We start from the raw sequence: 26,577 nt of genomic DNA, 5'->3' as shown, positions 1-26,577 counted from the left end.
CCGGGGCACTGCGTTGCCGGGACGCCCGGCGCAGGTTACTTGAAGCTGGCTCCCACGAGTCCGCGGGTCGCCGCCACGAGCTTCATCGGGTCCGACGATCCTGCCGGCGGGACGTAGACCGCCACGGACTCGGCGAAGTTGAGGACCATGCCGGTGGTGGTTTCCTTGCCGCCGGCCAGTGCCGCCGCGTCGTCGCCGATGGACAGCTTGTCGCCTGCAGCCTTTGGCGTTCCTTCGAAGCCGAAGTTGATCCGGCCGAGCACCAGCGCGCCGCCATCTTCGGTGCGGAACACCACGGTGCCGTCCGGAACCACCTTGTGGGTGAACGCAAAGTTGCCGTTTTCACCGGCCTTGACCACTTCGGCCTGGTAGGACAGCGTGTCGGCGATGTAGGGCGAAGACTCGCCTTCCACGAGTTTGTCCTTGAACGCCGAGTCAGCGCTGGTGAGGCGGTCAGCGAGGCCGGACAAGGCTTCCTGTCCGCTGTACAGCAGGCCGCTCTTGCCATTGGCTTCAAGCGTGCCGGTGCCACCGCGGCTGATCGAGGGGAACGTGGTGCCCGGCTGCAGCGGCGTGGTCTCCATGAGCTTGTAGTTCTCGCGCGGGGACTTCTGGACCAGGGTCAGGAGCTGCGGGACGACGTTGCCGTCGCCCTGCGTCACGGCGAGGACGGACCGCGGCCATTCACGGTCAGTGGTGACCACCGTGGTCAGCAGCTTGGTGGAACGGACCGGCATGCGGGCCTCGTAGGAGCCCACCTGCGAGCGGATCTTGTAGTTTGCCGTGCGGACCTCCAGCTCGGTTCCACCAACGCGGTCGGCCAGCTTGGCAGCGTCCTTGGCCGCGTCGCCGGCGTCCGCGGCGCTGGAAACCTGTTCCAGGATGCGGCGGAACTGGGCGTCCAGCAGGACCGGAGCGGAGTCCTGGCCCTGGGCCGGGGCGGAGCCGGTGGGTGCCGGGGCAGGCGATGTTGCGGCAGTGGCCGCGGTGGCGGAGCCGGCCATCACGACGGCGGCAATGCCGGCGGCAGCCATGGTGGCGCGGGACGTGGTCCGGGCCTGCTTGCGGGCGCGGGCGCGGCGGGCAAACGCACTGCCCCCTCCTTCGCCTTCGCCGTCAGCGCCGTCGCCGGTTCCGGGGCGCCGGGTGGAGAGCACGGCGAGGACAATCCCACCGACGATGAGCAGGGCGCCAAGAACCATCAGCGGAATAGCCCACGGAGTGGACGTGTCATTGGGGAAGGTCATGGAGATCGATGCGGGGGCGGGTTTGGTTCCGTCGGACGCCAGCAGCAGGGTCCAGTCGCCGTCGGCTGGAGGAGTCCACTGGTACTCAAGGTCGCCGCTGGCGTTCTCGGTGGTGACCCAGAGATCCGACCCTGCCGGGTTGGGCACCGCGGCTTCGCCGTCGGCATGTTCAACCTGGAGGGACTTGCCATCCTCGGACGTTCCCGTGATGGTGTTGTGCGCGGCGTTGCCCACCCAGGCCTCGACGTCGTCGGGGCGCCCCGCGGCCAGCATGAAATTGCCGTCACCCTGGATGTCGATGGTGACGGTCCCGCCGTGAAGGGTTCGCAGCTTCTGGTCGAAGACGGTCAGTGGGGCGGCCGTGGCATCCGCGGGAGCGGACGCGGTGAAAGTCTCGGATGGGGCCCAGATGGTCTTCTGGCCGATGCCGGCCAGCAGTGTCAGGAGGCCGAGCAGCACAAGTGCGGCTGCAGTCTTTAAACGCAAGGGAACACCTATCATCAGCGGGGGTTTAGCTCCAATGGTAACCGTTTCGTTACCACAAACCCCAGTTCAGGGGCGTGAATCCCCCTGCCGGCATGCAGGCTCAGTGCGCCCTGCGGGCCTCCTCCGCAGGTCTTGACAAGCCTGCTGATAGTGTTTGCGATGATCATCACACCGGCCCGCGAACGCGGTGCCATGCACGGAACGGGCGCCAAAAACCAGTGACTGACACCACCGATGAGTCCCCCCAGGCAGCGGACGGGGCACAAGGCGCCGGGCACGCTGCACAGGCTGCCCAGGGCTCCGTTCCCGGCCGCCGCAAAGGGACCGCCGCAGCAGCCCTTGGCTTCCTGGCCCGCCGCCTCCGCCAGCCACTCCCCGGCGCCCAGCCACGGCTGCGCTTCGAGATGCCGCCGGAAACCTCGGACACTGTCGAGCCCCTGGAAGACCCGGACGGCGTGACCCGGCCCCAGTTCGGGGCACCCGGGCCGCGGATGTCTCCACAGCACCCGCTGTACATGGGCTTCATGGGAACCGTCGGCGTCGGCGTGGCACTGCTGGTCTACTGGATCGGATCCCACACCACCCAGCTCCTGCTCTGGATTGTCGCCGCGCTGTTCATTGCCCTGGGGCTGGAACCGGTGGTGAAGTGGCTTGAGAACCGCAGGATTCCCCGGCCGGCAGGGATCCTGCTGTCCGTCGCGGTCCTGGTGGCGGCCGTCGTCGGGTTCTTCGCGACGCTGATCCCCACCATCGTCCAGCAGGTCACCGAAATCGTGGAGCAGGCTCCCACCTGGGTCCGGGACTTCATGAACTCCGACCTCTTCCGCACCCTCGACGACCAGTTCGGCGTCCGCGACCGGATCGCCGACGAGGTCAACAAGTTCGTCAACGACCCCAACGCCATGGGCGGAATTGCCGGCGGCGTCGTCGGGTTCGGCTCCACCGTGGCCAACGGCCTGTTCGGCGCGCTGATCGTGCTGGTCCTCAGCCTTTACTTCCTGGCCGCCCTTCCCGCCATGAAGAAGTGGGGTTACCGGCTGGCCCCGCGGTCGCGCCGGCAGCGCGTGGAGGCGCTCTCGGATGCCATCACCCGGTCGGTGGGCAACTACGTCATTGGCCAGGCCTGCGTGGCGCTGCTCAATGCCACCTTCGCCTTCATCGTGATGTCGATCGTGGGAGTGCCGTTTGCCCTCCTGCTGGCCTTCGTGGTGGCACTGCTCGCGTTCATCCCGCTGGTGGGCGCCATGATCGCCGGTGTGGTGGTGGTGCTCATCGCCCTGACCGTGGGCTGGCAGACCGCCGCCGTGTACGCGGTCTGCTATTTCGCCTACCTGCAGTTCGAGGCCTACTTCATCTCCCCGCGCATCATGCAGAAGGCGGTGGCCGTTCCCGGCGCCGTGGCGGTCATCTCGGTCATTGCCGGCGGCAGCCTGCTCGGCGTGCTGGGCGCCCTGATCGCCATTCCCACCGCCGCCGCCATCCTGCTGCTGATCAAGGAGATCTACATCGTCAGGCAGGACCAGCACTAGGACCGGCGGCGGCGCAACGCGGGTCAGCCGGCCGCGGTTGCGGCCGGGCCTTCCCATTCCTGGGGCAGCGGGGTGTGGCCGGCGTCCCCGGTGACCACCGCCACGATCTCGTTGAGGACCCGGGCGGCGTACTTCTCCCCCACCCACAGGTGCTTGGCGCCGTCCACGCCCAGCACGCGGGCCTGCGGGACGGCGGTGAAGCGCCGGGCGGCGTCGGCAGGCTTCAGGAAGTCGTCATGCTCGGGCACCAGGACGGTCAGGGGCTTGCCCGAGTCCGCCCACAGCTGCAGGTGCTTCTCCTGCGCCCTGTGCAGCGGCGGCGACAACAGGACGGCCCCTTCCACCTGTGACGCGACCGGTTCGGTGGCACCGTACATCAGGGCAAGTTCGGTCCCGAAGGACCAGCCGACCAGCCACCGGTTGGGCAGGCCGCGGTCCACGGCGAACCGGACGGCAGCCTCGACGTCATGTTGTTCGCCGATCCCTTCCTCGAACGCGCCCGTGCTGGTGCCGCGCGGGGAGGCCGTGCCCCTGGTGTTGAACCGCAGGACCGCAACGCCGGCCAGGGCGGGCAACCGGTAGGACGCCTTCCGGTAAACGTGCGAGTCCATGAAGCCGCCGTGGGTGGGCAGCGGGTGCAGGGTGATCAGCGTGGCCCGGACCGGCCCGGACTCCGGCAGGGCCAACTCCCCCACGAGGGTGTGACCGTCCCCCGTCTGCAGTTCAACGTTCTCCCGCCGGGCAGGCAGGACAGTGGACGCGCGGATGGCAACGGGGCCCGGGGACTGGCTGAATTCGTACGACGCCGGATCAAAAGTCATGACTGCCAGCTTAGCGACCCGCCGGAGGCTTCCCGGACCGAACGCTACCGGTAGCGGTAGCTGCGGGTGTTCCAACAGTTCGTATGCCAGTGGCGGCGCTCCGCCAGGCCGGCGGCTGCGCCAAAAAGGTGGTCGTCCTTCCAGACGACCAGGTGCGCCACTCCGGGCAGCACCGCAGTGGAACACTCGGGACAGATGTACGTCTTGGCGGCGTTGCGTGCCGTCATGCTGCGGACCATCCACTCCCCGTCCGGAGCGCTTTCGCGCCGTGCGACCCCGGCCCGCGCGCGCTCGAGGTCCAGCCCGGGCGCATCCCCGGCCTTCTTCGCCGATCCCCTGCCGGTGCCTTTTCCGGACACGGGGCGGCGGGGACGGTTGGAACGCGGCATGCCTCCATTCTGCCCCAGGGCGGGGCCGGTCCGGCACACACGCCGGCTTGCCGCCGCGGCCGCGCGGCCCGCCGGCGTCGTCCTTCCCCGTGCGCCACGCGGTAGTGTGTACGGCGTGCGACTCGTGATAGCCCGATGCTCCGTTGATTATGTTGGCCGGCTCAAAGCCCACCTCCCCCTCGCCACCCGGCTCCTGCTGGTGAAGGCTGACGGATCGGTCCTGGTCCACTCCGATGGCGGCTCCTACAAGCCCCTGAACTGGATGAGCCCGCCGGCCACCCTCCGCGTCACCACTCCGGACGAGGTGGACCTTGAACTCGGGGTGGCTGAACAGTGGACCGTCCAGTCAGCGAAGACGGATGACCGCCTGATCATCAACATCCACGAGAAGCTCAGTGAGACGTCCCATGACCTCGGTGTGGACCCGGGGCTGATCAAGGACGGCGTGGAGGCGGACCTCCAGCGGCTGCTCGCCGACCAGATCGAAACGCTGGGCACCGGCTACTCGCTGATCCGGCGGGAATACTTCACCGCCATCGGTCCGGTGGACATCCTGGCCAGGGATGCCGACGGCGGCACGGTGGCCATCGAGCTCAAGCGGCGCGGCGACATTGACGGGGTGGAGCAGCTCACCCGCTACCTGGAACTGCTCAACCGTGATCCCCTGCTGGCACCGGTCCGCGGCATCTTCGCGGCCCAGCAGATCAAGCCTCAGGCAAAGGTCCTGGCCACCGACCGGGGCATCGACTGCGTGACCCTCGATTACGATGCGATGCGCGGCGTGGACGACAGCGAATCCCGCCTCTTTTAACGTCCGCGAATGCCTTGCCGTGCACTTCTGATCGGCGGCACCCGCTTTTACCGGTTCTTTACCCAAATTTTGCCTGATTCCTTCTCCGAAGCGTTGACCTGCGGGAACGGGCATGGAATTCTTAAGGCAGTCTTTGTGTAGGTGTTTTTCATGCTCGCAAGACATGTTGCGAGCGCGAAGCTCCTGCAGCACCATCCGTTTATTGGGCGGTTATTCAGGATTCTTCTCGCGGAGTGACCAAGGCCGGTACGAGGTGTGCCGATCTTAAAAAGTTCCACAATGAGGAGAAATAAATGGCACAGGGAACCGTCAAGTGGTTCAACGCTGAAAAGGGCTTCGGCTTCATTACCCCGGATGACTCGGACGGCGACGTTTTCGTCCACTATTCCGAGATCCAGACCTCCGGTTTCAAGACCCTGGACGAGAACCAGCGTGTCCAGTTCGAAATCGGCCAGGGCGCAAAGGGCCCGCAGGCCACCGGCGTCTCGGTTGTCTAGTCCACGGGACTGACCCGCCTCGGCGGCACCAGGAATGGCCTCCGGCTTTTAGCCGGGGGCCATTCTTATTTCAACGCCTATTTCTTTATTCACATTTCTGCCACCCGGTTGCTCGCCGGACCGGGGTCCCACCGCGCAAAGTCCTAAGTGACCAAATTACGGACCAGCCTGGCACCCTGCGGCAGGGACAGCCCGGGCAGGTACGCCCTGGTCAGTGCCCGGCCAATCGCAGGAAGGTGAAGCGGATCCTGGTAGTAGAGGTACAAGGCACGGTATTCGGGCTTGAACCGCGACTTGAAGGCAGCCAGGGAGCGGAACCCGTAGACCGGTTCCAGGGCATGTCCCACCAGGTCAAGGATGCGCACCAGGTTCCGGGCGCTGTCCCGGGCGTCCCCGCTGTCCGCACCGTCGTTGGCGAGCGGTGAGCCGGACAGCGAGATCACCTCGACCGATCCCCGCAGTTCCAGCACGGCGGAGGCAATCAGGAACTCCATCACCCCGGGGAACCCGCCGGCGCCCCGGCGCATGACGTCCAGCGTCCGGGAGACCAGCCGACCGCCGTCGTACACCGGCAGCCAGCTGGTGAAGCCGTGGACCTTGCCCTCTCCGTCCACGGCGAGGCAGCACAGCACTTCGTCGTCGTCCAGTTCGTCCACGCCGCCCAGCGTGAAGCCCATTTCCGGCACGGTCTTTCCTGCAGCCCACTCTTCAGATACCTCATTCAGCCGCGTCCGGAGGGCTGCCGGCAGGCCGCTGTAGGGACCCCAGACGGCGTGCACGCCGAGCTTGGCCGCCCGGTTGAGCGCTGTGCGCACGTTCTGCCATTCCTTGCCCTTGAACTCCAGTTCACGGATGGCAAGTCGGGTTTCCTGCGCCACCGAGACGCGGGAGAAGCCGCGTTCGCGCAGGACCGGCCAGAGCGCGTCGTCGCAGGAATACAGCGCCGGGATCAGGGCCTCGCGGCGGCAGTGGGCAAGGAAGCCTTCCGTGACCGCCTGGCGGGATTCCGCCGGGCCGATGGCGCACCCAAGGGTCAGGGCGACGCTGCCGTGCTGCTGGTACGCCATGGCCCCCTGGCCGTCGGGGCTGAACCAGTAGGTGTTCGGTTCCCACAGCGCCATCCATGACAACGGACCGCCACCCTGGTGGAGCAGGGCCCTGGCGCGGGCGCGGTCCTGCCGCCCGGAATCGTGCCCATGGTTCCCGCCCAGCAGTGCCCACCACACTGCCGCCAGCGCAATGAGCCAGAACACCGGACCGGAATAGGCAAAAAGGACAGCTTCAACGGTGTTGCGGTCGGCAAAGACGCGGTGGAAATGCTGCGGGATCGGCACGGGCACGTACTGCCGGGCAAGCTCGGCGAAGAGCCCCAGCATGCCGCCGTCGCGGCTCATCCCGCCGGATGCGAACCAGGCGGTGGCGTAGGCGGAAGCCAGCACTCCCCAGGACCCGCCCACCAGCACGGCAAGGGCCCGCCTGGCCGAGGGCAGGGTCTGCACGCGGAACTGCCGGCGGTTCAGCCACAGGACGGCGGAAAGAAGCAGCGGGACCACGACCAGCGGCAGCACGTGGGCGAACGCCGAACCCATGGGGGCCGCGTGCGGGGCCTGCGGCCGGGATGGCACCAGGGCAAACAACGCAAGGTAGACCGCCGCCAGTGCCGTGACGGCCAGCTGGATGGCCAAGGCGATGTTCAGGGCCATCCGCCTGCCCCGGCGCATCCCGTCGGCGCAGATGAGCAGCAGGGCCACGGGGACGATGGCCAGGGCAAGCCCGAAGGGCCCGGCGAAGCCCGCGCGGCCCGCCTCCAGGCAGGATGCCTCGACGGTTGTGCCGCAGTTGAACGCCAGTTGGCCCAGGGTGGGAAGCGGGTTGAGGACCACGTCGCGGAGCAGCGCCAGCGGTCCCGTGGGAGCACGGGTAATGCCGGTGAGGATGGGGCCGACCGCGAACACGGCCACCATGAGCGCCAGCAGGTTGCGCGCCTCCCGTCCGGTGGAACGGTGCCGGTGCAGTCTCCCTTCATCGCCCTGGATCCACCATCCCGCGAGCAGTCCGAGGAGGGCACCCAGCAGGCCGATGACCGTTTCGGCATGCCCCACGTAGAGGACCAGCAGCAGGGAAATGGACAACGCCGCCGTACGGAGCCGGCGTTGCCACAGCACGGGCAGCCTGGCGCTGCCGGCAAGGCCTGCCGCGAGCAGCGGCGCGTAGGGACCGATCAGGATGACCTCGGTCATGGTATCCAGCCACCCGTCGCCGACGTACGCAGCAAGCTGGGTGACCAGCAGGAACAGCGTGACCGCCGCGAACTGGCCGCCCAACAGCAACGCAGCTGCCGCTCGGACCCCGAGCTTCCGTTCGGCAAGGCCCAACAGCACCACGATCATCAGCGATGCAACCAGGTACGCGGTGGGATTGGTGGCGAAGAACAGGCTGGAAAACAGGGACCACCAGCGTCCCTCGCGCAGGCCGGGACCGCTCACACCGGCAATGTCCAGCAGGTGTTCGGGCGGGCCTGCGAGGAAGCTTCCGGTGGCGGCTCCTGCCAGGAGGAAGACCGCAAGGACGGACAGCGTGAAGGGCATCGCGGCCAATCCGGCGGCCGTGCGGCCCAGAACCGGCCGGACAACGGTGTCCCAGGCAAGGGCCATGGTGCGTGTCTGCTGTCCCCCGCTCATCCGCCGGCTCCCCATTGGCCGGCCAGGAACTGCAGGGCGTCACTGAAGTGCCTGGAGGAGGTGTCCCAGGAATGGCCGGTGTGCTCCACCTCGTAGGCCTGGACGGTGAAACCGGCCTTTCCGGCGGCGTCGGCCAGGGTCTTCAGGTAGCCCACGAACTCAGTATCGTTCTGGCCCGCCGTCAGGTACAGCCCGTGTCCGTCAAAGCGGCGCTCCGCCATGATGGACAACGGGGTCTGCCGCAGGAAGGCATCGGGGTCCCCGGGAAAGGATGCATCGATGGTCTTCTGGCGCTCCTTGGCAATGGCGGGTTCAGCCTCAGCGGAAAAGGCCAGGACATCGTGGAACAGGTCCGGGTGGCGGGTGCCCAGCTGGAGGGCGCAGGTACCACCAAAGGAGAAACCGCCCACCGCCCAGTGCCTGTGGTCTGTGTCCACGGAGAGCGTTGTGCTGATCCAGTCAGGCACGTCCTCCGACAGGTAGGTGTCCGCGCGCGCGATCCGGCTGTCCATGCACATGGTGTTGGCGTTCTGCGATCCGTTGGCGTCCGGGATCACCACCACCGGCGCCACCCCACCGTGCGACGCGGCGAAGGAATCCATGTGTCCCCGCAATGCGCCGCCTGTCAGCCAATCCGCAGGGCCGCCGGGCTGCCCGGCAATAAGTAACAGGACCGGAAGCGCCGGACGGTTCTGCGCGAAGTAGGCGGGCGGGAGGTAGATGTAGGCGTCGCGCATGTCCATCCCGGATTTGGTGCCGGGGATGGTGGCCCTGCGCAGCGATCCGCCGTCCGGCATCGCGCCCTGCGGCCGCCAGTTCCGGATCGGCGCCCCGTCCTGTGCCCCTGCCTGGCGGGTCAGGCCCTGTTCCAGCACGGGAATACGGGACAGCGCGTTGCCGGTGAGGTCGCTGACGGTACGGTTGAGGCCGAAGTAGGCATTGATCTGGACGCTGGAGAGGGCGATCACCAGAAGTGCCGCCACCAGCCCGCCGCCGCGCCGGCTCCAGGAGGTGCGCGGCAGGCGCAGCAGCCAGAGAAGCACGGCGGCCACTGCCGGCACGAGCCACAGCAGGACGGGATCGGGAATGTTCTCCGGAAAGACGGAGTAGAGGTTAATGAGCGCCCAGTGGACGGTGGCCACCAGCGCGAAGGCCGCGGCAGTGGCGGCAAGGATCCGGCAGAGCCACCGGACACGAACGGGTTGACGGGGCGGCACCAGCAGAAAGGCGGCGCCGCCAATGCCCAGGATGATGGCGGCCCAGTAGACGGGGCCGTCGGTCAGCCGGATGTCGTAGATCCACTCCACGCGGCTAGCGCCAGGTGCCCACGCCGATGACCGGCCCGGCTTCCAGCCATGATGACAGGCCCGTATAGGCGTCGAACTTCATGGCAAGCCGCAGGTCCTGCCCTTCATAGCGCAGTTCCACGATGACGACGTCGGGCTGGACCTTGACGGCCTCGGCCTCAGTGGGCTTGCGGCGGCCCAGGAGTTCAAGGGAATGCCGCTTGAACTTGTGCTTGGGACGGACACTGAGCGAGAGCAGCCTGAACCACTCAAGGTCGTTGTCCTGATAACGACAAACCCCCATCTGCCAGCTGTTTCCAGCCATGCAGATGGAGGCGTCCACCGTGCCGAGGGCACGCCGCAGGTTGAAGCGGCGTACCCCCGAAAGGCACAGTGCAAAAATCAGCAATCCGAAGGCGATTGCCAGTGCGATGAACGGAAGACCGAATGCGTCCATCAAGGTCGTGCTAGCGGATCCCAGCGGTAGCCGAGCCGCCCAGCTGGGCGTTGTCAGCAACAATGACCACCCGGTTGTTGTCGACGGAGAAGAATCCGCCGTCAACGTCTACCGCAATGCGGTCCCCGGACACCGGCTGGATTGCCAGTTCACCTTCGGCCAGGATCGCCAGCAGGGGCGAGTGGCCGGGCAGGATTCCGATTTCACCATCGCTGGTGCGGGCCTTGACCATGCTGGCCGCTCCGGACCACACAAAGTGGTCCGCTGCGACAATCTCAACCTCAAGCTCAGCCATATTACTTGGTCTGTTCCTGGATCTTGGCCCACTGGCGCTCAACGTCATCGAGGCCGCCGACGTTGAAGAACGCCTGCTCCGCGATGTGGTCGAGTTCGCCGTCGCAGATGGCCGCGAAGCCTTCGACGGTGTCCTTGATGGAAACCGTGGAGCCTTCGACACCGGTGAACTGCTTTGCGGTGTAGGTGTTCTGCGAGAGGAACTGCTGGATGCGGCGTGCACGCGACACGACGATCTTGTCCTCTTCGGAGAGTTCGTCAACGCCGAGGATGGCGATGATGTCCTGGAGTTCCTTGTTCTTCTGCAGGATCTGCTTCACACGGACAGCCGTGTTGTAGTGGTCCTTGCCGATGTACTGGGGATCCAGGATGCGCGAGGTGGAGGTCAGCGGGTCAACGGCCGGGTACAGACCACGGGAGGCGATTTCACGGGAGAGTTCCGTGGTCGCGTCGAGGTGTGCGAAGGTCGTTGCCGGGGCCGGGTCGGTGTAGTCATCTGCGGGAACGTAGATGGCCTGCATCGAGGTGATGGAGTGGCCCTTGGTGGAGGTGATGCGCTCCTGCAGGAGGCCCATCTCGTCTGCCAGGTTGGGCTGGTAGCCCACGGCGGACGGCATACGGCCGAGCAGGGTGGACACCTCGGAGCCCGCCTGGGTGAAGCGGAAGATGTTGTCGATGAACAGCAGCACGTCCTGGTTCTGGACATCGCGGAAGTACTCCGCCATGGTCAGTGCGGACAGTGCCACGCGCAGGCGCGTTCCCGGCGGCTCATCCATCTGGCCGAAAACAAGGGCGGTGTCCTTGAGGACGCCGGCCTCTTCCATTTCTACCCAGAGGTCGTTGCCCTCACGGGTACGCTCGCCCACACCGGCGAAGACGGAAGTACCACCGAAGTTGCGGGCAACACGGGTGATCATTTCCTGGATCAGAACGGTCTTGCCCACGCCGGCGCCGCCGAACAGGCCGATCTTGCCACCCTTGATGTAAGGGGTCAGCAGGTCGATGACCTTGATGCCGGTTTCCAGCATCTCGGTGGAACCTTCGAGCGAAGCGAAGTTCGGGGCCTTGCGGTGGATCGGCCAGCGTTCGCTGACGTCCAGTTCCGACTCGGCAACGTCGAGGGGCTGGCCCAGGACGTTGAAGATGTGGCCCTTGACGCCGTCGCCGACGGGGACGGAGATCGGGGCGCCGGTGTCCACCACTGACGTGCCGCGGACCAGTCCGTCAGTAGCCTGCAGGGAGATGGCGCGGACGAGGTTGTCGCCCAGGTGCTGGGAGGTCTCGAACGTGATGGTCTTGGTCTCACCGTTGAGGGTGACCTCGGTGGTGAGGGCGTTGTAGATCGACGGGATTGCGTCAGCCGGGAATTCGACGTCGACAACCGGGCCGATGACGCGCGCAATCCGGCCGGTGGCACCGGCGGTCGCGGCTACGTGTTCGGTAGCAGTGGCAGTCATCTCTCTCACTTCATTCAGTAGATGGCGTGGGGTTAAGTTTATCTGTTGTGGTGCAGGTTCCGCGGAATCCGTGGCGGTACCGGCTAGGACGCGAGGGCGTCGGCGCCGGCAACAATCTCGGAGAGTTCCTGCGTAATCTCGGCCTGGCGGGCCGTGTTGCGCAGACGCGTGTACTTCTTGATCAGTTCCGTGGCGTTGTCCCCTGCCGACTTCATCGCGCGCTGGCGGGCAGCCAGTTCGGATGCGGCAGCCTGAAGCATTGCGGCGAAGAGGCGGGACTCGATGTACCGCGGAAGCAGCGCGTCGAGAACCTGCTCGGTTTCCGGCTCGAACTCGTAGAGCGGCAGAAGGTCCGACTCTGAGGCGGCTTCCTCTTCCACGACCTCCAGCGGCAGCAGGCGGATGACCGTGGGCTCCTGCGTCACCATGGACTTGAAGCGCGTGTAGACGACGTGGATTTCATCCACACCGCCGTCTTCGTAGTCCGCGGCGAAGTCGGCCAGCAGTGCCGCGCCGATTTCGCGGGCAGTTGCGAACTCGGGGGCGTCGGTCCCTCCGGTCCAGACCCGCGCGTACTCGCGGTTCCGGAAATCGAAGTAGGCCTGTGCCTTGCGGCCCACGAGGTAGGTTTTGACTTCCTTGCCTTCAGCGTGGAGAAGCTCGTTGAGACCTTCCGCCTGCTTGAGGACACTGGCGGAGTAGGAACCGGCCAGGCCGCGGTCCGAGGTGATTACCAGGACGGCGGCACGGCGGATCTGCTCCGGCTCAGTGGTCAGCGGGTGGTCGATTTCGCTTTGGCTTGCGACAGCAGAAACGGCGCGCGTGATCGCGTTCGCGTAAGGCAGTGAAGCTGCTACGCGCGCACGGGCCTTCCCGATGCGCGAGGTAGCGATCAGTTCCATCGCCTTGAAGATCTTGCGCATCGACGTGGTCGAGCTGATCTTCTGGCGGTAGACCCGGATCTGGGCTCCCATACTTATCCTTTCCTAACATTCCGTAAACCGGGTGTGCCGGACCCTGTGGGCCCGGCACACCCGTTCGTCGGAACTAGCGCTTCTGCTTGACGATCTTTTCCTGGTCGACTTCGCCCTCGGAGATGGCGTCATGCTCCTCGTGGCCGGCGCCTACCAGGTGGTTGTCACCCTCGCCGAAGAAACCCTTCTTGAAGTCCACGATGGCGGACTTCAGGGCTGCCACAGTGTCGTCGTCCAGCACGTTGGTCTGCGCCAGCGTGGTCAGGATCGAGGACTTGTGGGCGAGGTGCTCCAGGAATTCGCCCTCGAAGCGGCTGATGTCCTCAACCGGAACGTCGTCCAGGTAGCCGTTGGTGCCGGCCCAGATGGACACAACCTGGTTCTCGACCGGGAACGGCGAGTACTGGCCCTGCTTGAGCAGTTCCATCAGGCGTGCACCACGGGTCAGCTGCTGGCGGGACGCGGCGTCAAGGTCGGAAGCGAACATGGCGAACGCCTGCATGTCGCGGTACTGGGCCAGGTCCAGCTTCAACGTACCGGAGACCTTCTTCATGGACTTCACCTGTGCGGCACCGCCCACGCGGGACACCGAGACACCCACGTCAACAGCGGGGCGCTGGTTGGCGTTGAAGAGGTCGGACTGCAGGAAGATCTGGCCATCGGTGATGGAGATGACGTTGGTCGGGATGTAGGCGGAAACGTCGTTCGCCTTGGTCTCGATCAGCGGCAGGCCCGTCATGGATCCGGCGCCCAGTTCGTCCGACAGCTTCGCACAACGCTCCAGCAGGCGGGAGTGCAGGTAGAAGACGTCACCCGGGTAGGCTTCGCGTCCCGGCGGGCGGCGGAGCAGCAGGGACACTGCACGGTAGGCCTCGGCCTGCTTGGACAGGTCATCAAAGACGATGAGGACGTGCTTGCCGCCGTACATCCAGTGCTGGCCGATCGCAGAACCGGCGTAGGGTGCCAGGTACTTGAAGCCTGCGGGGTCGGAAGCCGGAGACGCCACGATGGTGGTGTACTCCAGGGCGCCGTTCTCTTCCAGGGTCTGGCGGATGGCGGCGATGGTCGATGCCTTCTGGCCAATGGCCACGTAGATGCAACGGACCTGCTTGGTCACATCGCCGGAAGCCCAGTTGGCCTTCTGGTTGATGATGGTGTCGATCGCGATGGCGGACTTGCCGGTCTGGCGGTCACCAATGATCAGCTGGCGCTGGCCGCGGCCGATCGGAATCATGGCGTCGATTGCCTTGAGACCGGTCTGCATCGGCTCGTGCACCGACTTGCGCTGGGTCACGCCGGGAGCCTGAAGCTCCAGTGCGCGGGTGGCCTCGGCCTTGATTTCGCCGAGGTCGTCGATGGGCACGCCCAGCGGGTCGACAACGCGGCCGAGGAAGGCGTCGCCCACGGGAACGGACAGAACCTGTCCGGTGCGGTGGACTTCCTGGCCCTCTTCGATGCCGGTGAAGTCGCCGAGGATGATGACGCCGATTTCGCGGACGTCAAGGTTCTGGGCCAGGCCCAGGGTGCCGTCCTCGAAGCGCAGCAGCTCGTTCGCCATGACCGAGGGAAGGCCCTCAACACGGGCGATGCCGTCACTAGCGGTGGTTACGCGGCCGACCTCTACGCGCTCTGCGTTTCCGGGTTCGTAGGACGCCGCGAACTCGTTCAGCGCATTACGGACGTCGTCGGCGTTGATGGTCAATTCGGCCATCTGCAGTCCCTGCTCTCCTGTTTTGTGATCACCGTCAGGTGACCGGGGTTTCTATCAGTGTGGTTGTGCTTGTCCGGCTAGCCGGCCAGCTGGCGTTGCAGCTCGCCCAGCCTGGTCATGACGGAAGCGTCGAGCACTTCGTCACCGACCTGGACGCGGATGCCGCCAATGAGTGCCGGATCAACGTTAACGTTGATCTTCAACTCCCGTCCGTACAGGGCGTTCAGGCCTGCCTGAAGGCGTGCCTGCTGCGTCTGCGACAGGGGACGGGTCACGCTGACCGTTGCAATCCAGCGCTGCTGCCGCTTGGCCGCCAGTTCGGCGAACCGTTCCACAAGCCGGGTCGGCTTGATTCCGCGGGGCTGGCTCACTGCCTGGGTGATGAGGACTTTGGCTTCCTCACTGACCCCGGGCACCAGCTTTTCGGCGAGGGCTGCCTTGGCGGCGGCACTGGCCTGCGGTTCGGACAGAGCACGTTGTACCTCGTGGTTGGACGCCACAGCCTGGTTGAAGGAGAACAGATCGTTCTCCAGCTCTTCCAGGCCGGTGATGCCGGAGGCAGAAACGGCCGACTTGTTTTCAGCAACGGAAATGACCACCGTTGCGGCAAGAGTCTCGAGTGCATCGCCGATATCCCGCGCCGATGCCCAGCGTGAACTGGCCAGTCCGCCCGCGATGTCTGCAGCATCAGCGGAGACTTTTCCGCCAACCAGCTGCCTGACCAGCGCCGACTTCTCGTCACCGTTGCGGGACGGGTCAGTCAGGGCGCGGCGCAAGCCAGCCGAGCTGTCCACCATTCCCAGAATTCCGAAGAGTTCCTTTGCCAGCTGCAGCGACGCGGTGGGAAGCTTTCCTTCCAGCGCGGCCAGGGCTGTTGCCAGCGATTCGCTCGATACGCCTGCCATTACTTAGCTGCACCTGCGTTCTGGGACTCCAGATCTGCCAGGAAACGGTCCACAACCCGTGCTGCACGCTCGTCATCGTTGAGCGATTCGCCCACGATGCGGCCGGCAAGGGTGGTGGCCAGGGTGCCAACCTCGGAGCGCAGGGACACAACGGCCGCCTGGCGCTCGGATTCGATCTGTGCGTGGGCCTGCGCGGTGATGCGTGCAGACTCGGCAGCAGCCTTCTCCTTGAGGTCCGCGAGGATCTGTGCACCTTCGGCGCGTGCTTCCTCACGGATGCGGTTTGCTTCGGTGCGGGCGTCGGTCAGCTGCTGCTTGTACTCTTCGAGTGCAGCAGACGCCTCAGCCTGAGCCTTTTCAGCCTTCGCGATGCCGCCTTCGATGGCCTCGGCGCGCTCGGCGAAGGTCTTTTCGAACATCGGGACAACGAACTTGACCACGATGAACATGAGGATGGCAAAGCCCACGAGGGTGACGCCCATTTCCCAAAGATTGGGCATCAGGGGGTTTACTTCGCCCTCAGTGGCGGCTGAGATGATCAGCTGATTCATATTTCACCCGTCCTTTTCTACTCGGTTCTGAAAGTTCGCTTCGTTCCAGGAACTAGAGAACGAAGGCGAAGACCAGGCCGAGGATGGCGAGGGCTTCGGTCAGCGCGAGGCCGAGGAACGCGATCGGCTGCAGGACGCGCTGTGCTTCCGGCTGGCGTGCAACACCGTTGATGTAGGCAGCGAAGACCAGGCCAACACCGATACCACCGCCGATTGCGGACAGACCGTAACCTACGAGGTTGAGATTGCCTTCCATTTTTCTTCCTTTCAAGATGCCACCCATGTGGCAGGTTGTTTGGGTTGCTTCATCCCCGTGAGGGGAATTCTGTGTGTACCTCCCGGGCAGGCCGGGCGGCGGGCCTAGTGGCTGTCGGCGTGCAGGGCGCCTTCGATGTAGATCGCGGTCAGCAGCGTGAACACGTAGGCCTGCAGGACCATGATCAGGGCTTCAAGCATGTACATGGCGATGGCACCGGCCAGGACCAGCACGGAAGTGCCCTTGAGCAGGAGGTTTTCCTGCATGACCAGGTATTCGATGCCGGAGCCGGCGATCATCACGATGAGGTGGCCTGCGAGCATGGTTGCGAACAGACGGAGGCTGTGCGTGACGGGCCGGACCAGGAAGTTGGAGATGATCTCGATCGGGATCACGATGGGGAGGATGAACCACGGAACGCCGGAGGGAACGGTGGCGAGCTTGAAGTAGCGCAGGCCGTTCTTCTTGATGCCGATGGCGATCCAGGTGAAGTAGACGAGCCCGGCCAGCACATACGCTCCACCCACGTGGGAGAACGTGGGGAGCTGGAACAGCGGGATGGCGCCGTAGATGTTGTTCACCAGGATGAAGAAGAACAGGCTGAACAGCAGGGGCACGTACTTGATGAAGTCGCGGCCGCCGATGATGTCCTTGGCGATGCCGTTGCGGACGAAGCCGTAGGCGGCCTCGCCGGCGAACTGGAGCTTGCCGGGTACCAGCTGCTGCTTGCGTGCGGCCAGCACGAAGAAGGCGCCGATGATGACGACAGAGAGGAGGACCAGCAGCATCTGCTTGGAGAATCCTTCTGCGGCACCCCACGGCAGGATTGCCGGCAAATGCATTTCGTTAATTCCAGGAGGTGTAAACTCTCCTGAATCTTGGGCCGGGAGCGCAAGCGCGATCAACGCGTTTCCTCTCTGCAGTGTCCATCATTGGGCGTTGGGCGGGGTCCGGCAGCCTGAAGGCCTGCTGTTCCCCCTGTGAAATTATTTGGCATTCGTGTCGCCGTCCTCGGACGGACCGCCGGCAGCAGGACGCTCACCAGCATTTTTGCGGGAACTGGTGAGGCCATGCATGTGGGAAAGGTAAAAACCTCCGATGGCTCCAAGCAGAGCGCCTGCGAGCACAATCCAGCGTGTTCCCCACACAAAATCCAATCCCCACCCTATCAAACTCCAGACGATGATTCCGCCAATGATGTAGCTGAAGACAGCCATCCCGGCGTTGTACCCGCCGTCGGCGTTTTCACCGGACACGCCGGGCGCGGAAGTGCCGCGTTCGTGGCTTCCGCCGCTGGCCGCACCGTGTTTCCTTGGGTTACGCACGGGGTGCCTCCTTGTCTTCCGGATCGTTGTAGATCTGCAGCCGGGCCTTGCTGAAGCCGTAGATCTCAGCGACCTGCCACAGCACCACGGCCACGACGGCACCAGCCACGAACCAGCGGGCCTGCAGCCAGGCGGGCGCCCCGAGGATCAACAGCACGGCCGCGAATCCCACGACCTTGATGAAGTAGGTGGCAACGAAGACGCCGATCGCTCCGGAAGGATTGCTGCGGCCGACGAAGTGGCCAACCAGGAGGCTGATACCGAAGAACAGCATCACCAGGAGACCGCCGCCGGCGCTGGACAGGGCGGCAGCACCGCCGTCGAGCAGCATGGCGGCAATTGCGCAGAGCACCAGCCCGGCCGCCGCGGCAGCAGCGCTGAGCTTGAGCAGCCGCAGCCACAGGGATCCGGTGGGGCCGGATGCACCAACGGGTCCTTTGCCGGACACAGGTCCGGGCTCGGCGTTGGAGGTCATGCGATCCCAATCGTCGGTGGCGAATGGCGGTCAGCCAGCAGGGTGGAGGAGCAGCTTGTGCTGCCCCTAAATTCTACACGAGATAGAAATGGTTTCCGCACGGCGTTAAGCGGCCGTTTCCTCACCGCTGCGGGACAGATAGGGCCAGGCGGTAACGAGTCCCATGACCAGGGTGGCGAAGAGGTCAACGGCAAGCACGATCTGCCAGGGAAAGATGGCGAAGGCCAACCCGCCGAAGGACAGCACGGCCGTCCAGAGGTACATCAGCACCACGGCCGTGCGGTGTGAATAGCCGATGTCCAGCAGCTTGTGGTGGAGGTGCCCGCGGTCGGCGGACCACGGCGAACGTCCGCGGGCGGTCCGGCGAACCACCGCCAGCCCCAGGTCCAGCAGCGGGAGGAACAGGACTGCGAAGGGAAGCAGGATGGGGATCACCGTGGAGATGCCATTGGCACGGTCGTACAGGCCCGAGGTGATCTGCCCCGTGGAAACCACACCGGCAGATGCCATCAGGAGCCCAATGAGCATCGCTCCGGAGTCGCCCATGAAGATCTTGGAAGGGAACCAGTTGTGCGGCAGGAAGCCGAGGCAGCCGCCCACGAGCACAGCGGTCACCAGGGTGGCAAGGTCCGAATAGTCCAGCAGGACGGCGTTCCGGTGCACCCAGTAGGCGGTGAAGAAGAAGGCGGTTCCGCCGATGATGGCGACGCCGGCGGCAAGTCCGTCCAGGCCGTCGATGAAGTTGAAGGCGTTCATGGTGGTGACGATCAGCCCGGCCGTCAGCACCACGCGCAGCGTGCCGTTCTCCAGGTAGATGGGCTCGGGCACCCAGGGCACGATCGTCATTTGGACGCCCCAGACGGCGACGGTGAGGGCTGCGGCGCTCTGCCCGATCAGCTTGACCCACCACCGGATATCCAGCAGGTCGTCGGCGATGCCCACCAGGACAATGACGGCCGCCCCGGCCAGCACTCCCCAGGGTGAGAAGTTGTTCCGGTAGATGTCCTTGACGAAGAACGACTGGCTGGCCACGATCAGCGCCACCATCACGCCCAGGAAAATGGCCACGCCGCCAAGCCTGGAAACGGGGGTGGAATGCATGTCGCGGCTGCGGATTGGCTGGTGCAGTTCCAGCCGGTGGCCCACTACCCGGGCTCCCCACGTCGCGGCGTAGGACACCACTGCGGCTGTCAGGCCCATGAGCAGGTACATGATCATGGGGTGGCGGCCGTTTCAGGTGTAGCGGGAACAATGCCGGACCGCCGCGCCTGCGGCCGGTCCTCGGTGGGTGGGCTCACTGGCCGGGAATCTGTTCGTCGATAAATGAAACTTCTCCGTCGCCGAGCACGCCGCAGGCGGTGCGCATAGCCATACGCGCAGCGCCTTACAGGGCTGTATTACAGTGGACTCTAGTCAAAGATACTAGCGCCAACGGCTTCATGGCTCCGCGCCACACTCGCGCAACGGGAGCAGGGAAACCCCTGACAGCCATGCTGAAAGGACCCCCATGACCGCCCGCATTGCTGTTGCAGCCGTGACCTTCGACCGCCCGAAGGAACTCGCCGTGCTGCTGGAATCCATCAACGCCCAGTCCACCGCAGTGGACTCCATTTGCCTGGTGGACAGCGGAACGGCTCCGGCCCGCGAGGTCGCTGAGCGCCATCCGAACGTGGACTATGTGCGCTCCGAAGCGAACCTGGGCGGCGCGGGAGGCTTTGCCCTTGCGGCCCTCAAGGCGGTGGCCAGCGGCGCCCGGTGGATCTGGATGATGGATGACGACGCCGTCCCCGGTGACCCCGAGTGCCTCGCCACCCTGGTGCGCGAAGCGGAGGCCCGCGGCCTGGAGGCCGTGGTCCCGCTGGTGACCGCCCCGGGGCAGCCCGACCGGCTCTCCTTCTTCTTCCGGCTGGACGGCAAGGTCACGCACGAGCGTGCGGACGTGGAGAAATTGGGCTTCCTCCCGGACGACGGGCACTTCTTCAACGGTGCGCTGATCCGCTCCGATGTGTTCTTCAAAGTGGGCCTGCCGGACATGCGGCTGTTCATCCGCGGCGACGAGGTGGACTTCACGCTCCGCCTGCGCCAGGCCGGCATCAGGTTCGGAACCGTCACCACCACCGCCATCACCCACCCGCACGCGTTCCCGGAGACCCGGCACGTCTTCGGAGCGCGGTGGCACGTCATTGTGCCGGAGTCCGCGTTCAAGCGCTACTACTACTACCGGAACCGCGGCTACCTGATCCGCCGGTATTTCCGCGTCCGCTCCTTCGTTGCCGATGTGGGCGGCTACCTGGGCTACTTCCTGCAGCGGCGGGACCTTCCCGGGCTGTTGGCCTGGGCCAGGGCGTTCAGCACCGGCCTGCGCGGCAAGGGCTTCGGGCCGCTGGAGGACCAGAAGTTCTAGCCCCGGCTACCGGCCGCGGCGGGAAAATCGCCTGGCGGCCAGGAGCCACAGCAACACCCAGGGTTCACCAAAGACCCGGTAGGCCACGCGGCGGGGATGCAGCAGGAGCCGCCAGGCCCACTCCAGGCCCATCCGGCCCAGCCAGCGCGGCGCAAGCTTTTGGATTCCGGCCAGCTGTTCGATGGCGCCGCCCACCGCGCAGTAGACAGCTGACGGCAGTTCGGCGAGCCGTCGCTGCAGCACGTCCTCCTGCAACGGCATGCCAAGCCCGATCAGGACCAGCTGCGGCTGCTCCCGGTGCAGCCATGCCACGGCAGCGTCCTCCAGCCCGGGGTTCCAGCCTTCACCCGGAAAACCCGCCACGCGCGCGCCGGGAACAATGGCCTGCAGCCGGCTGACCGCACCGGCGTTGGCTTCGGCACCCGCGCCCACCACTGCGATCCGTTCCAGGCCGCGGACCTGGCCGAGGGCAGGCAGCCAGTCGGTGGAACCGAGTCGGTAGTCCATGACGGATCCCGAGGCGTTCCCGGTCCTCCCCCACAGCCACAGCACCGGTGCGCCATCGAGCAGCACCACGTCGCTGTCCTCGTACAGGCGCCGGAAGCCGTCGTCGGACAAGGCCAGCGTGACGCTGTGCAGGTTGTGGCCCAGCACCGTGCGGGTGGAGCCTTCCTCGATGAACCGGCCCAGCTCCTCGACCAGTTCGGGAACACGCAGCGGTGTGGCGTGGACGTCCAGGACGGGAATCTGCTGGCGGTCCAACGCCATCAAGGCTGCTGTTCCGCAGCCGGCGCGGACGGCTGCCCGGGCGTGGCCGGTTCAGCGGCGGCCGGTTCTACCGGGCCGGGTCCTTCAACGGCGGGTTCGTCGACGGCGGGTTCTTCCGCCATGGGAACTTCGCCCAGTCCCAGCACGCCCGGAACATGTTCGCGCAACTGGTCCAGGCTCACGGCGCCGTTGCGGACCACCCGCAGTCGCGGTCCCGTGGCATCGACAATGGTGGACGGAACGCCCGCCTCACCCTCGAGCGGGCGCGACCCGCCTTCCAGGTACACCTCCACGGAATCGGCGAGCTGCTCACGGGCGGCCGCCGCGGTCTGCGCCGGGGCCTGGCCGGTGCGGTTGGCTGACGAGACGGCGAGCGGACCGGTCAGCGTCAGCAGTTCCAGGGCGACGTCGTCGGCCGGCATGCGGAGCGCCACCGTCCCCTTGGTCTCGCCCAGGTCCCAGTCCAGTGACGGCTGGGCGTGCAGGATGAGGGTCAGCCCGCCGGGCCAGAAGGCTTCTGCCAGCTTCCGTGCTTCTGCGGGGACGTCGGTGGCCAGCCCGTCCAAAGCGTTGATGCGGGGAATGAGCACGGGCGGCGGCATGGTGCGGCTGCGTCCTTTGGACACCAGCAGCATGGTGACCGCCTGCGGAGAGAACGCATCCGCGGCGATGCCGTAAACGGTGTCCGTGGGAAGGACGACGCATTTCTTTTCGCCGATGGCACGCTGGGCGTGTTCTAGTGCCTCGGCACGCTGGTCGTCGTTGCTGCAGTCGTAAATTGTGGTCACTGGCCTATCCTTTCATTCCGTGCGGCCCGGTCCGGCCAGGACGGCGCTGGTGGCGCGCTCCTTGCCGTTCAGGTCCAGATGCGTGCTGATCCCGCGCCAGGATCCCTGCCGGCCGAGCAGTGCGGAAATCCATCCGGCCTGGACTTCGGCGTGTTCCATGACGAAGTAGCCCCCGGGGCGCAGCAGCCGGGCCGCGGACCGTGCGGCCGCCGTCGGAAGCTCCATGCCGTCCGTTCCCCCGCCGTACAGCGCCTCGGGCGGATCGTGCAGGGCCACTTCGGGTTCGTTGGGGATGGCCTCCGCAGGGATGTACGGCGGGTTGGAGATGACGACGTCGAACGTTCCGTTGAGTTCCGGAAGTGCGGTCCGCAGGTCCCCCAGGACGAGGTGCACGCCCAGGGGCTCCAGGTTCCTGGCCGCCCAGGCGTGCGCCATGGGGCTGAATTCAACGGCGTGGACCTCGGCGCCGGGCACTTCGTGTGCGATGGAACCGGCAATGGCGCCGGATCCCGTTCCCAGGTCGACGATCCGCGGCGCAGCCATCCCCCTGACGTGGTCGATCACCAGCTGCACCACGGACTCGGTTTCGGGCCTCGGGACGAAGACGCCGGGACCTACGGCCAGCTCCAGGTACCGGAAGTGGGCCACGCCGGTGATGTGCTGGAGCGGCACCCGCCCGGCCCGTTCGGCCACGAGCTCGGCGTACCCTTCGGGGGCCGGTGCATCCCCCAGCATGAGCGCCCGCAGCCGGCCGAGTCCCACGTTGAGCAGGTGGTCGGCCAGGAGCTCGGCGTCCACCCGGGGGCTGGGCACGCCGGCATCGCGGAGGACGGCCGTGGCCGCGCTGACGGCCTCGGCGAGGGTCTGGCCTGGATTCATACCGGGAGGGCTAGTCGCCGATGGCGTCCAGGCGTGCCTGTTCGTCCATCTCGATGGCGGACTGGATCACCGGCTCCAGGTCGCCGTTCATGACCTGGTCCAGGTTGTATGCCTTGTAGCCGGTGCGGTGGTCCGCGATCCGGTTTTCGGGGTAGTTGTAGGTGCGGATCCGCTCGGAACGGTCCATCGTGCGGATCTGGGATTTCCGCTGCTCGGAGTTCGCTGCGTCAATCTGCTCCTGCTGGTGCGCCAGGATGCGGGCGCGCAGCACGCGCATGCCGGCTTCGCGGTTCTGCAGCTGCGATTTCTCGTTCTGCATGGCGACGACGATTCCGGTGGGCAGGTGGGTGATGCGGACGGCGGAGTCCGTGGTGTTCACCGACTGGCCACCGGGACCGGAGGACCGGTAGACGTCGATCTTGAGGTCGTTGGGGCTGATTTCCAGCTCTTCGGGTTCGTCGACTTCCGGCAGCACCAGCACGCCGGCGGCGGAGGTGTGGATGCGGCCCTGGGACTCGGTGACGGGCACGCGCTGGACGCGGTGCACTCCGCCTTCGAACTTCAGCCGGGCGTACACGCCTTCGGCGGGGTCGTTCGAGCTGCCCTTGACGGCCACCTGGACGTCCTTGTACCCGCCAAGGTCGGATTCGGTGGCGGAGATGATTTCCGTCTTCCAGCCGCGGGATTCCGCGTACCGGGTGTACATGCGCAACAGGTCGCCGGCGAACAGTGCGGCTTCGTCTCCGCCTTCACCGCCCTTGACCTCAAGGATGACGTTGCGCGCGTCGTCGGGATCGCGCGGTATGAGGAGGCGGCGAAGCTTGGCGGCGGCAGCCTCCAGCGACGCTTCGAGTTCCGGCACCTCAGCCGCGAACTCGGGGTCCTCGGCAGCCATCTCCTTGGCGGCAGCGAGGTCGTCCCGCAGGCCCTCCCACTTGTGGTACGCCTCGACAATGCCGTTCAACTGAGCCGACCGCCGCCCCAGCTTCCGGGCAAGCCGCTGGTCAGCATAAACAGCAGGATCCCCCAGCTGCGCCTGGATGGAGTCATGCTCATCAAGCAGGCCCTGTACGGACTCAAACATCTATAAACCTCTTTCGACTTGTACAAGTCTAGTAACGCGACGGCTAGGGCACGAAGCGGGACGGTGGCGGGACCACCAAGCCGCGCGGGTTTTCCGCCCCGGGAGTGGCATCGGGCCTGCCGGAGCGTGGCGGCTCACGTCCGTCAGGACTGAGCCGCCACGCGAAGGGGCGGGGGCGGAAAACCCGCGCGGCGAACCACGCAAGGCACCGACACCCCGCCCCTTGACTCAGCTACTTGTCGTTATCCGACTTCGCACCAAGCGTCGTCTTCTGAACCTGCATGAGGAACTCGACGTTGCTCTGGGTTTCCCGGATCTTGTTGGTGAGCAGTTCAAGGCTCTGCTGGGTTTCGAGTCCGGAGAGGACGCGGCGCAGCTTCCACATGATCTTGACTTCCTCGGGCGAGAGCAGGTTCTCCTCGCGCCGGGTGCCGGAGGCGTTGACGTCCACGGCCGGGAAGATGCGCTTGTCGGCCAGCTGGCGGGACAGGCGCAGTTCCATGTTGCCGGTGCCCTTGAACTCTTCGAAGATGACCTCGTCCATCTTGGAGCCGGTCTCGACAAGCGCGGTGGCCAGGATGGTCAGCGAGCCGCCGTTTTCGATGTTGCGGGCTGCGCCGAAGAAGCGCTTCGGCGGGTACAGCGCCGCGGAGTCCACACCGCCGGACAGGATGCGGCCGGAGGCCGGTGCTGCCAGGTTGTAGGCGCGGCCCAGGCGGGTCATGGAGTCGAGGAGGACCACCACGTCCATGCCCATTTCCACGAGGCGCTTGGCGCGTTCGATGGAGAGTTCGGCCACGGTGGTGTGGTCGTCTGCGGGGCGGTCGAAGGTGGAGGCGATGACCTCACCCTTGACGGTGCGCTGCATGTCCGTGACTTCTTCAGGCCGTTCGTCCACCAGCACCATCATGAGGTGGACCTCGGGGTTGTTGGTGGTGATGGCGTTGGCGATGGACTGCAGGATGAGCGTCTTGCCGGCCTTGGGCGGGGAGACGATAAGGCCGCGCTGGCCCTTGCCGATGGGGGCCACGAGGTCGATGACGCGGGGACCGATCTTCTTGGGATCGGTCTCGAGGCGCAGGCGCTCCGACGGGTACAGCGGGACCAGCTTGGCGAACTCAACGCGGTCCTTGAGTTCTTCGGGGGTCTTGCCGTTGACGGACGTGACGCGGACCAGGGCGTTGAACTTCTGGCGGTTGGACTGCTGGTTGCGGTCCTCGCCTTCGCGCGGTGCACGGATGGCGCCGACCACGGCGTCGCCCTTGCGCAGGTTGTACTTCTTGACCTGGGCCAGGGAGACGTAGACGTCGTTGGGGCCGGGCAGGTAGCCGGAGGTGCGGATGAACGCGTAGTTCTCCAGGACGTCCAGGATGCCGGCCACGGGCAGCAGGACGTCGTCTTCGGTGATTTCGACGTCGTCCACGTCGGGGCCCTGGTTGCGGCCGCGGCGGCGGTCGTTGCGGTCCCGGAAGCGGTCGTTGCGGGAGCCGCCGTCGCGGTCCTGGCCACCCGAACGGTCGTTGCGGTCGTTGCGGTCGCGGCGGTTGCGGCGGTTCCGGCGGCTGCCGCCGTCGGAATCGTCGTTGTCGCGGTTGTCGCGTCCGCCGTCACGCTGTCCGGCGTCGCGGCTTCCTGCGTTGTCGCGGCCGCCGTCGGAATCGCGGTTGTCACGGCCGCGGCCGCGGTCACGGCGGTCGCTGCGCTGGCCGGCGTCCACCGTTTCGGTGGTTTCGGCACGCTGTTCGGCGGCTTTCTGCTCCGCCTGGCCCTGGTCGGCCTTCAGGTCGCCGGCCTTCTGCTCGGCCGGCTTCTGGTCGGCGGACTTCTCGTGGGAGGCCTGCTCCGCGGGAGCTTCTGCGGGGGCCTCCTGCACTGCAGCCTCACCGCGGCGGCGGTTCCGGGTGCGGGGCTGGCGGCGTTCCGGTGCGGCTTCGGCTGCTTCAGCCGGGGCCGACGAAGGCGCTGCGGCAGCTGCGGCATTGTCGCCTTCTGCGGTGCCTGCGGCAGCCGGAGCGGCTTCTGCGGCCGGGGTGATGACTCCGTCGCTGACTGCGCGGCGGCTGCGGCCGCGGCGTGCCCGGGTGCCTTCGGCGGCGGGGGCTTCCGTGGCCTCGGCGGCGGGTGCGGAGGGGGCGGCCTCGGCGGCCGGAGCGGCGGCGGGCTTTTCAGCGGCGCGGGCTGTGGCCTTGGTGGCCGGGGTGCCTGCGCGGTGGGCGGAGATGGCCGCGACCAGGTCCCCCTTGCGCATGCGGGAACCGCCGGAAATTCCGAGCTGGCTGGCGAGGGCCTGCAGCTGGGCGAGCTTCAGGCCTGCAAGGCCGCTGCTCTTGGCGGGTGCTGCCGACTCGGCAGCAGAAGATGATAGTTCCACAGCTGGTGACAGCTCAGTGGTTTCGGTCACGAAGGATCCTTCCCCCTCGACGGCGTCCGGACTGGGAGCTGGACGCGATGATGTGATCTGGGCTGCAGTTCAGATCTGCAGCCGGATTTTTCGGCCTTGCC

General features: G+C 66.2%; 26 protein-coding genes. 4 read left to right on the top strand and 22 right to left on the bottom strand.

Annotated features, from left to right (window positions below; translation table 11 throughout):
- Positions 1 to 35 precede the first annotated feature (35 nt).
- Positions 36 to 1,748: a DUF8094 domain-containing protein gene (locus AS031_RS04040; protein ID WP_058266806.1), complete on the bottom strand. Its 1,713-nt coding sequence runs from the start codon at positions 1,746 to 1,748 to the stop codon at positions 36 to 38.
- Positions 1,749 to 1,951: 203 nt separating this feature from the next.
- Here AS031_RS04040 and AS031_RS04035 point away from each other — a divergent pair, with 203 nt between their 5' ends.
- Positions 1,952 to 3,262 carry an AI-2E family transporter gene (locus tag AS031_RS04035; RefSeq protein WP_058266805.1) on the top strand — a complete coding sequence of 437 codons (1,311 nt, stop codon included), beginning with the start codon at positions 1,952 to 1,954 and terminating at the stop codon, positions 3,260 to 3,262.
- A gap of 23 nt (positions 3,263 to 3,285) precedes the next feature.
- Here AS031_RS04035 and AS031_RS04030 read toward each other — a convergent pair whose 3' ends face one another.
- Positions 3,286 to 4,083 (bottom strand): alpha/beta hydrolase, encoded by a 798-nt coding sequence (locus AS031_RS04030; protein ID WP_058266804.1) that lies wholly within the window; start codon positions 4,081 to 4,083, stop codon positions 3,286 to 3,288.
- Between the two features lie 44 nt (positions 4,084 to 4,127).
- A complete protein-coding gene (locus tag AS031_RS04025) occupies positions 4,128 to 4,472 on the bottom strand; it encodes a hypothetical protein (protein WP_058266803.1) in 345 nt (114 codons plus the stop codon).
- Positions 4,473 to 4,587: 115 nt separating this feature from the next.
- Here AS031_RS04025 and nucS point away from each other — a divergent pair, with 115 nt between their 5' ends.
- Both nucS and AS031_RS04015 read left to right on the top strand, forming a co-directional pair.
- A complete protein-coding gene (nucS, locus tag AS031_RS04020) occupies positions 4,588 to 5,283 on the top strand; it encodes an endonuclease NucS (RefSeq protein WP_058266978.1) in 696 nt (231 codons plus the stop codon).
- Between the two features lie 293 nt (positions 5,284 to 5,576).
- A complete protein-coding gene (locus AS031_RS04015) occupies positions 5,577 to 5,780 on the top strand; it encodes a cold-shock protein (protein ID WP_058266802.1) in 204 nt (67 codons plus the stop codon).
- 143 nt (positions 5,781 to 5,923) lie between these two features.
- On the opposite strand, the gene AS031_RS04010 is transcribed toward AS031_RS04015, so the two are convergent.
- The 14 genes from AS031_RS04010 to AS031_RS03945 form a co-directional block, all read right to left on the bottom strand.
- On the bottom strand, positions 5,924 to 8,461 hold the full coding sequence (locus tag AS031_RS04010; protein ID WP_074446920.1) for a bifunctional lysylphosphatidylglycerol flippase/synthetase MprF: 2,538 nt from the start codon (positions 8,459 to 8,461) through the stop codon (positions 5,924 to 5,926).
- Complete coding sequence (locus AS031_RS04005) at positions 8,458 to 9,768, bottom strand: alpha/beta hydrolase (RefSeq protein WP_058266800.1); 1,311 nt, start codon at positions 9,766 to 9,768, stop codon at positions 8,458 to 8,460. The genes AS031_RS04010 and AS031_RS04005 overlap by 4 nt, the downstream gene beginning before the upstream one ends.
- A gap of 4 nt (positions 9,769 to 9,772) precedes the next feature.
- Positions 9,773 to 10,204: a DUF2550 domain-containing protein gene (locus AS031_RS04000; protein WP_058266799.1), complete on the bottom strand. Its 432-nt coding sequence runs from the start codon at positions 10,202 to 10,204 to the stop codon at positions 9,773 to 9,775.
- A 10-nt stretch (positions 10,205 to 10,214) separates the two neighbouring features.
- Positions 10,215 to 10,499, bottom strand: a complete 285-nt coding sequence (locus tag AS031_RS03995; RefSeq protein WP_058266798.1) for a F0F1 ATP synthase subunit epsilon — start codon at positions 10,497 to 10,499, stop codon at positions 10,215 to 10,217.
- Between the two features lies 1 nt (position 10,500).
- Positions 10,501 to 11,955, bottom strand: coding sequence for a F0F1 ATP synthase subunit beta (gene atpD / locus AS031_RS03990; protein ID WP_058266797.1), 1,455 nt, complete (start codon positions 11,953 to 11,955; stop codon positions 10,501 to 10,503).
- An 83-nt stretch (positions 11,956 to 12,038) separates the two neighbouring features.
- On the bottom strand, positions 12,039 to 12,929 hold the full coding sequence (locus tag AS031_RS03985) for a F0F1 ATP synthase subunit gamma (protein WP_058266796.1): 891 nt from the start codon (positions 12,927 to 12,929) through the stop codon (positions 12,039 to 12,041).
- A 73-nt stretch (positions 12,930 to 13,002) separates the two neighbouring features.
- Positions 13,003 to 14,640 carry a F0F1 ATP synthase subunit alpha gene (gene atpA / locus AS031_RS03980; protein ID WP_058266795.1) on the bottom strand — a complete coding sequence of 546 codons (1,638 nt, stop codon included), beginning with the start codon at positions 14,638 to 14,640 and terminating at the stop codon, positions 13,003 to 13,005.
- 77 nt (positions 14,641 to 14,717) lie between these two features.
- Positions 14,718 to 15,545, bottom strand: coding sequence for a F0F1 ATP synthase subunit delta (locus tag AS031_RS03975; RefSeq protein ID WP_058266794.1), 828 nt, complete (start codon positions 15,543 to 15,545; stop codon positions 14,718 to 14,720).
- Entirely contained in the window at positions 15,545 to 16,096 is a 552-nt protein-coding gene (locus AS031_RS03970) for a F0F1 ATP synthase subunit B (RefSeq protein WP_058266793.1), read from the bottom strand. Before AS031_RS03970 ends, AS031_RS03975 begins: the two co-directional genes overlap by 1 nt.
- Before the next feature lie 52 nt (positions 16,097 to 16,148).
- Entirely contained in the window at positions 16,149 to 16,352 is a 204-nt protein-coding gene (gene atpE / locus AS031_RS03965; RefSeq protein WP_009356484.1) for an ATP synthase F0 subunit C, read from the bottom strand.
- A gap of 104 nt (positions 16,353 to 16,456) precedes the next feature.
- Complete coding sequence (atpB, locus tag AS031_RS03960) at positions 16,457 to 17,257, bottom strand: F0F1 ATP synthase subunit A (protein WP_058266792.1); 801 nt, start codon at positions 17,255 to 17,257, stop codon at positions 16,457 to 16,459.
- A gap of 81 nt (positions 17,258 to 17,338) precedes the next feature.
- Positions 17,339 to 17,677, bottom strand: a complete 339-nt coding sequence (locus AS031_RS03955; protein WP_058266791.1) for an AtpZ/AtpI family protein — start codon at positions 17,675 to 17,677, stop codon at positions 17,339 to 17,341.
- Positions 17,670 to 18,152 carry a hypothetical protein gene (locus AS031_RS03950; protein ID WP_058266790.1) on the bottom strand — a complete coding sequence of 161 codons (483 nt, stop codon included), beginning with the start codon at positions 18,150 to 18,152 and terminating at the stop codon, positions 17,670 to 17,672. Before AS031_RS03950 ends, AS031_RS03955 begins: the two co-directional genes overlap by 8 nt.
- Positions 18,153 to 18,257: 105 nt before the next feature.
- A complete protein-coding gene (locus tag AS031_RS03945; RefSeq protein WP_058266789.1) occupies positions 18,258 to 19,370 on the bottom strand; it encodes an MraY family glycosyltransferase in 1,113 nt (370 codons plus the stop codon).
- A gap of 289 nt (positions 19,371 to 19,659) precedes the next feature.
- On the opposite strand from AS031_RS03945, the gene AS031_RS03940 reads away from it, so the two are divergent.
- Positions 19,660 to 20,556 (top strand): glycosyltransferase, encoded by an 897-nt coding sequence (locus AS031_RS03940; RefSeq protein WP_058266788.1) that lies wholly within the window; start codon positions 19,660 to 19,662, stop codon positions 20,554 to 20,556.
- Positions 20,557 to 20,562: 6 nt separating this feature from the next.
- Here AS031_RS03940 and AS031_RS03935 read toward each other — a convergent pair whose 3' ends face one another.
- The 5 genes from AS031_RS03935 to rho form a co-directional block, all read right to left on the bottom strand.
- Complete coding sequence (locus tag AS031_RS03935; RefSeq protein WP_058266787.1) at positions 20,563 to 21,324, bottom strand: WecB/TagA/CpsF family glycosyltransferase; 762 nt, start codon at positions 21,322 to 21,324, stop codon at positions 20,563 to 20,565.
- A complete protein-coding gene (locus AS031_RS03930) occupies positions 21,324 to 22,112 on the bottom strand; it encodes an L-threonylcarbamoyladenylate synthase (RefSeq protein WP_058266786.1) in 789 nt (262 codons plus the stop codon). The genes AS031_RS03935 and AS031_RS03930 overlap by 1 nt, the downstream gene beginning before the upstream one ends.
- Before the next feature lie 12 nt (positions 22,113 to 22,124).
- Positions 22,125 to 22,991 (bottom strand): peptide chain release factor N(5)-glutamine methyltransferase, encoded by an 867-nt coding sequence (gene prmC, locus AS031_RS03925; protein WP_058266785.1) that lies wholly within the window; start codon positions 22,989 to 22,991, stop codon positions 22,125 to 22,127.
- 10 nt (positions 22,992 to 23,001) lie between these two features.
- Positions 23,002 to 24,075 carry a peptide chain release factor 1 gene (prfA, locus tag AS031_RS03920; RefSeq protein ID WP_058266784.1) on the bottom strand — a complete coding sequence of 358 codons (1,074 nt, stop codon included), beginning with the start codon at positions 24,073 to 24,075 and terminating at the stop codon, positions 23,002 to 23,004.
- A 232-nt stretch (positions 24,076 to 24,307) separates the two neighbouring features.
- Complete coding sequence (rho, locus tag AS031_RS03915; RefSeq protein WP_058266783.1) at positions 24,308 to 26,476, bottom strand: transcription termination factor Rho; 2,169 nt, start codon at positions 26,474 to 26,476, stop codon at positions 24,308 to 24,310.
- Between the last annotated feature and the right edge of the window lie 101 nt (positions 26,477 to 26,577).

The sequence above is a fragment of the Pseudarthrobacter enclensis genome (assembly GCF_001457025.1).
Lineage (GTDB): Bacteria > Actinomycetota > Actinomycetes > Actinomycetales > Micrococcaceae > Arthrobacter > Arthrobacter enclensis.
This window is presented reverse-complemented; position numbering and strand designations above follow the sequence as displayed.

Coding starts and splice junctions, on each gene's coding strand:
- AS031_RS04040 (WP_058266806.1), bottom strand. CDS start 1,748: ATGATAGGTGTTCCCTTGCGTTTAAAGACTGCAGCCGCACTTGTGCTG.
- AS031_RS04030 (WP_058266804.1), bottom strand. CDS start 4,083: ATGACTTTTGATCCGGCGTCGTACGAATTCAGCCAGTCCCCGGGCCCC.
- AS031_RS04025 (WP_058266803.1), bottom strand. CDS start 4,472: ATGCCGCGTTCCAACCGTCCCCGCCGCCCCGTGTCCGGAAAAGGCACC.
- AS031_RS04015 (WP_058266802.1), top strand. CDS start 5,577: ATGGCACAGGGAACCGTCAAGTGGTTCAACGCTGAAAAGGGCTTCGGC.
- AS031_RS04010 (WP_074446920.1), bottom strand. CDS start 8,461: ATGAGCGGGGGACAGCAGACACGCACCATGGCCCTTGCCTGGGACACC.
- AS031_RS04000 (WP_058266799.1), bottom strand. CDS start 10,204: ATGGACGCATTCGGTCTTCCGTTCATCGCACTGGCAATCGCCTTCGGA.
- AS031_RS03995 (WP_058266798.1), bottom strand. CDS start 10,499: ATGGCTGAGCTTGAGGTTGAGATTGTCGCAGCGGACCACTTTGTGTGG.
- atpD (WP_058266797.1), bottom strand. CDS start 11,955: ATGACTGCCACTGCTACCGAACACGTAGCCGCGACCGCCGGTGCCACC.
- AS031_RS03985 (WP_058266796.1), bottom strand. CDS start 12,929: ATGGGAGCCCAGATCCGGGTCTACCGCCAGAAGATCAGCTCGACCACG.
- atpA (WP_058266795.1), bottom strand. CDS start 14,640: ATGGCCGAATTGACCATCAACGCCGACGACGTCCGTAATGCGCTGAAC.
- AS031_RS03975 (WP_058266794.1), bottom strand. CDS start 15,545: ATGGCAGGCGTATCGAGCGAATCGCTGGCAACAGCCCTGGCCGCGCTG.
- AS031_RS03970 (WP_058266793.1), bottom strand. CDS start 16,096: ATGAATCAGCTGATCATCTCAGCCGCCACTGAGGGCGAAGTAAACCCC.
- atpE (WP_009356484.1), bottom strand. CDS start 16,352: ATGGAAGGCAATCTCAACCTCGTAGGTTACGGTCTGTCCGCAATCGGC.
- AS031_RS03950 (WP_058266790.1), bottom strand. CDS start 18,152: ATGACCTCCAACGCCGAGCCCGGACCTGTGTCCGGCAAAGGACCCGTT.
- AS031_RS03945 (WP_058266789.1), bottom strand. CDS start 19,370: ATGATCATGTACCTGCTCATGGGCCTGACAGCCGCAGTGGTGTCCTAC.
- AS031_RS03940 (WP_058266788.1), top strand. CDS start 19,660: ATGACCGCCCGCATTGCTGTTGCAGCCGTGACCTTCGACCGCCCGAAG.
- AS031_RS03935 (WP_058266787.1), bottom strand. CDS start 21,324: ATGGCGTTGGACCGCCAGCAGATTCCCGTCCTGGACGTCCACGCCACA.
- prmC (WP_058266785.1), bottom strand. CDS start 22,991: ATGAATCCAGGCCAGACCCTCGCCGAGGCCGTCAGCGCGGCCACGGCC.
- prfA (WP_058266784.1), bottom strand. CDS start 24,075: ATGTTTGAGTCCGTACAGGGCCTGCTTGATGAGCATGACTCCATCCAG.